Source organism: Rhodococcus sp. P3_B8 (assembly GCF_056402775.1).
In genome coordinates, this window is record NZ_JBFUGT010000459.1 from 1 (window position 1) to 3,819 (window position 3,819).

Consider the following 3,819-nt stretch of genomic DNA (forward strand, 5'->3'; position numbering starts at 1 on the left):
GTGCCGGGTGCGGCGATCGGGGTCGCGACGCCGGCCGCGGTGCCGGGGACACCGGTCGCGGCGGCGATGCCCGCCGCCTCGGTGCCGGGAGTGGCGGCGCCCGTCGCGGCGGCCTCGGCAGGAACACCGGACGTGGATGCCGCGCCCGCCGACGTGCCCGACGACTGCGACGTGGTGGAACCCGAGCTGGACGACGACGGTGCGCTGTCGAGGGCCGTGCCGAGCGACAGCCCACCCGCGGCGAGCAGGGCGATGGCCGCAGCGGAGGCGGTGATGATCCCGGCCTTCTTCTTCCGCGACATCCCGGTGGCGGCGGGCTCGCCGAGGGTCGGTGCGGGGGTGCGGGCGGCGAGGACGACGGTCTCGGCGTCCGGCTCGACGGTCGGGGCGGCGACGGGCGCTGCAGGTGCCGCGGTGGGCACGACGACCGGCATCCGCGCGACGGTCGGGGCGGCGGCGCGTCCCGCATCGTTGTCGGCGGCGAGCAGGGCGGCGCCCAGGGCCGCGGTGTGGCCCGGACGTTCGGCTGCGACGACGGGAACCCGCAGTTCCGCCGACAGGAGTTCGGCGACCAGCGGGATCGCGGCGCTGCCGCCGGTGAGCACCACCTGGGTGACGTCGCTGGATTCGAGGCCGGCGGCGTGGATGCTCTCGCGCACCAGCGTCACCGATTCCTGCAGGGACGCGCGGATCAGGTCTTCGAGTTCCGAGCGCACCAGCCGCACGTCGGTGGAGATGCCGGGCAGTTCGATGCCGATGGTGGCTTCGGTGTCGGAGGACAGCGCCTCCTTCGCCGCGGTGCAGCGGGTCCGCAACCGGGTGAGGGCGGCGACCGTGTCGGGGGCGAACGGGTCGATGTCGCCGAACTCCTCGGCGACGTTGCCGAGGACGTACTGCATGGTGGCGTGGTCGAAGTGGGCGCCACCGAAGTCCTCGGACCGTACCGGCTTGCCGAGGACGCCGGTCTCCGTGCGGTGTGCGTCCGAACGGAAGAGGGTGATGTCGAGTGAGGTGCCGCCGAGGTCGTAGATGACGGTCAACGCGTCGCCGAGGGTGCCGCGGGTCCGTTCGAGCCACGTCATCACCGCCTGCGCCTCCGACACCAGGGTCGCGTCCGTGACGCCGGCCTGCTCGAGCGCGTCGGCGAGGACACCGACGGTGTACGGCGGCCAGACGGTCGGGTGGGCGACGACGGTGGTCGGGAGGCCGTGGCGGCCCGACGCGGCCTCGTGCACGATGCAGCTCACGGCGGTGGCCACCAGGTCTTCACCGGAGTAGGTCGAGCCGTCGTCGGTGAGGATCCCGACCGGGTCGCCCACGCGGTTCGCGAAGTCGGACACCGTCACCGCGTCCGGGTCGCTCGCGTCGTCGCCGAGGACCGGAGCGCGATCGGGGGAGAGGTGGAGAACACTGGCGCGGGACAGGACGGTGAGGTCGGCGGCATCCGTCACGCTCGCCCCGTCCGTGTCGACGGCGGCCACCGTATTGACCGATCCGACACCGATGCCGAGCGCTGCAGCCATGTTCCACTCCTGTGGTCCGGGCGGGCGTCACGCCGCCTGCGTCAGGCGGACGGTGCCGCCGTCGTATGTGACGGCCGAAGCCGTCGTGGTCACTCGAATTGTCGCGTGGAGCGGCCGTTTCGTTACGCCGACTCCGCTGGTCGACGGCAGTTACGGGGCCGATCCCCTAATGGCCCCCTATCCCCTAACGGGGAGGCCCCGACCCCCGATGGGAGATCCCCGATACCGGGGTCCCCGAGTAGGGGGCGCCGCCCCGTTGGGAAGGGGGCCGCCGATCCATAACGTGTATTTCACTCGCCGTCACAGCAGTTGTGGTGGCCACCCGAACTCCCCGAACCTCGACTACAGGAGAGCTGCCATGGCTACCAACGCCGTCCTCGACTTCATCCTCGGCCTTCTTCGCGACGAGCAGGCTGCGGCTGCCTACTGCGCCAACCCGACCGAGGCGCTGTGCGCCGCCGGCCTGCAGGGTGTGAGCCACGCGGACATCGTGTCCGTTGCTCCGCTGGTCGCGGAGTCGGGACTGTTCGCAGGCGGCGGGGCCGACCTGGCCGCGATCGTCAACGCCGGTGCCGACGTCGCCGGTGACGTGGCGGGCGGTGTCGGCGCAGGTGTCGGTGGCGGCCTGGGCGGCGGCCTCGGTCTCGGCGGCGGCCTCGGCGGTGCGGTCGGTATCGGTGCCGGCGCAGGCCTCGGTCTCGGTGCCGGCCTGGGCGGCGACTTCGACTTCGCGGCGGAACTGGCTGCCGGCCTGAGTGCCGCACTCAGTGCCGCGCTGGAGATCGGCGGCGAGATCGGTGCGGAGCTCGGTGCCGCGCTGGGTGCGGCCCTCGACGCAGCACTCTCCCTCACCGGTGGCCTCGACCTCGGTAGTGCCCTCGACCTCGGCGCAACGATCAGCGGGGCCCTCGGAGGCGCCCTCGGGTTGGGCGCCGACCTGACGGCGCAGCTCGCCACCACCCTCACCGCGGCGATCACGGCCCTGCCGGTGGTCGACGTGGCCGGTGGTCTCACCGGGATCCTCGCCCCCGCCCTGTCGATCGGCGGCGACCTGGGCGCCGAACTGGGTGCGGCTCTCGGTGCCGCCCTCGGAAGCGTCGTCGACCTCGGTGGCAGCCTGGACGGTGACATCCTCGCCGGACTCGGTGGCGGCCTCGACCTCGGTGCTGTGCTCGGAACGACCCTCGGCGGCGTGCTCGGTGTCGACGCCGGTCTCGGCGGCGCGCTGGGCGGTGCGCTCGACGCGGCGATCGGCGCAGGCGGCGGACTGGGCGCCACCCTCGAAGGCCTGCTCGGCGGTGAACTGCTCGGTGACGTCGCCGGCTCGCTCGGCGGAGTTCTCGGCACCGACCTCGGCGCGGTCCTCGGTGGCGCTCTCGGTGGTGTCCTCGGTGCGGGCGGCGACCTGAGCGCAGACCTCGGTGGCGCGCTCGGCGCGACGCTCGGTTCGATCGCGGACCTGGGCGGCGGACTGGACCTCGACGCGATCCTCGGCGCGGGCGGCAGCCTCGGCGGTGCGCTGAGCGGACTGCTCGGCGGTGAACTCGGAGTCGGCGGCGACCTCACCGCCGGTCTGGGTACCGCGCTGGACGCCGTTCTCGGTGCCGGTGGCGGACTCGACCTCGGCGCCGTTCTCGGTGCCGACGGCGACCTCGGCGGTGCGCTGAGCGGCATCCTCGGTGGCGTCCTCGGCGCGGGCGGTGACGTCAGCGGCGATCTCGGTGGAGCCCTGGGCGGTCTGCTCGGCGGCGCCCTCGATCTGGACGGCGGCCTCGGTGGCGCCCTGTCCGGCGCACTCGACAGCGGACTGGGACTGGACGCCGCGCTCGGCACGGTCCTCGGCGGCGCCCTCGGTCTGGACGGTGGCCTGGCCGCCGAACTGGGCAGCACCCTCGACGCCGTGCTCGGCGCGGGCGGCGTGACGGACATCGACCTGGGTGGTCTGCTGGACGGCGGACTGGACCTCGGGCTGGGCGCCGACCTCGGTCTCGGCGGGGAACTGACGTCGGAGCTGACGACGGCGCTGAGCGGGGCCCTCGGGCTGGGCGGCGAGGCAGGCGCGAACCTGGGCACGGTCCTGGGTGGCGCTCTGGAGAGCGGCCTCGGGCTGGGCGGTGTCCTCGACACCGGTGCCGACCTGGGAACCACCATCAGCGGCGCGCTCGGCGGAGTGCTCGGAGTCGACGGTGACGCCACCGCCGGTCTGGGTGCGGCCCTCGACGCGGTGCTCGGCGCGGACGGCGGAGTCGACCTCGGCGGCGTGACCGACCTGGGCGGCCTGCTCGGCGGTGCGTTC

Annotated in this window: 2 protein-coding genes; one reads left to right on the plus strand and one right to left on the minus strand. The window is 73.9% G+C overall.

The features are described from left to right. Window positions 1–1,523, minus strand: a 1,523-nt coding sequence (locus AC1D1G_RS42835; RefSeq protein ID WP_477956666.1) for an Hsp70 family protein, incomplete at its 3' end; no start/stop codon positions are given. Window positions 1,524–1,881: 358 nt separating this feature from the next. Between AC1D1G_RS42835 and AC1D1G_RS42840 the strand changes: the two genes are divergently transcribed. Further along, a partial coding sequence (locus AC1D1G_RS42840; protein ID WP_477956667.1) for an IniB N-terminal domain-containing protein occupies window positions 1,882–3,819 on the plus strand: 1,938 nt, incomplete at its 3' end.